At 45.3% G+C, this 1433-nt stretch carries 1 protein-coding gene; it reads left to right on the top strand.

Going from position 1 to position 1433, the window contains the following annotated elements:
- Window positions 1-1263 (top strand): IS1380-like element IS612 family transposase (locus EXN75_RS17385; RefSeq protein WP_134844756.1); only part of this gene is annotated, 1263 nt, incomplete at its 5' end.
- Window positions 1264-1433 lie beyond the last annotated feature (170 nt).

Genomic DNA, 1433 nt, shown 5'->3' with positions numbered 1-1433 from the left:
AAACTCACACCTTTTGGAGGAATTTTTTCAATCATGGAGAAATTTGACTCCATGCTTTCACCCGTTATCGACTCAACACTGGGTCAGAGATGCAGCAGTATCTTCGGATATCAGTTCAGCGAGATAGTCCGTTCGCTGATGAGCGTTTATTTCTGTGGCGGCTCATGCGTGGAAGATGTAACGTCACAACTGATGCGCCATCTCTCGTATCATCCTACCCTTCGTACATGCAGCTCTGATACCATCCTCAGAGCCATCAAGGAACTGACACAGGAAAACATCTCCTATACTTCCGACCAAGGCAAGACCTATGATTTCAATACTGCAGACAAACTCAACACATTGCTTATAAACGCTTTGGTTTCTACAGGCGAGTTGAAGGAAATTGAGGAATACGATGTTGACTTTGACCATCAGTTCCTTGAAACGGAGAAGTATGATGCAAAACCGACCTACAAAAAGTTCCTCGGCTACAGGCCTGGCGTATATGTTATCGGTGACAAGATAGTCTATATCGAGAACAGCGATGGTAACACGAATGTGCGTTTTCATCAGGCAGACACCCATAAGAGATTCTTCGCTCTTCTGGAATCCCAGAACATCCGTGTAAATCGCTTCAGGGCAGACTGCGGTTCCTGCTCGAAGGAAATCGTCAGTGAGATAGAGAAGCATTGCAAACATTTCTACATCCGTGCCAACCGATGCAGTTCGCTCTACAATGACATCTTTGCTCTGAGAGGATGGAAGACGGAGGAGATTAACGGCATCCAGTTCGAACTCAATTCCATTCTCGTTGAGAAATGGGAAGGCAAGTGCTATCGTCTTGTCATCCAGAGACAAAGACGCAACAGTGGCGACCTTGACCTGTGGGAAGGCGAATACACTTACCGTTGTATTCTGACCAACGATTACAAGTCATCGACAAGGGACATTGTTGAATTCTACAATCTGCGTGGCGGCAAGGAACGTATCTTTGACGACATGAACAACGGATTCGGTTGGAGCAGGCTCCCCAAGTCATTCATGGCGGAGAATACTGTCTTTCTTCTGCTTACTGCATTGATACACAATTTCTACAAGACCATCATGAGCAGGCTTGACACCAAGGCTTTTGGGCTCAAGAAAACGAGTCGCATAAAGGCTTTTGTCTTCAGATTCATCTCCGTACCTGCCAAGTGGATCATGACTGCAAGGCAATACGTGCTGAATATCTACACAGAGAACCGAGCTTATGCAAAACCCTTCAAAACAGAATTCGGATAAGAATCCTTTCTTTCCGGTTTGAATCTGCGTATTACCTCAAGTCGCATCGTGGGGTAAGGGGATGGTGGCTACATATTGATGTTGTGCTGTTGCTTTTTACTGAAAGCTGCTACTAACGACTCATAAATCTACCCTTAATCGTGTATTGGATGATAGTTGCGGATTTTAGG

Origin of the sequence: Segatella hominis (assembly GCF_004535825.1) — a bacterium.
Classification (GTDB): domain Bacteria; phylum Bacteroidota; class Bacteroidia; order Bacteroidales; family Bacteroidaceae; genus Prevotella; species Prevotella hominis.
Note: the sequence above shows the minus strand (reverse complement) of the source record. Positions and strands in the feature narration are given on the sequence as shown.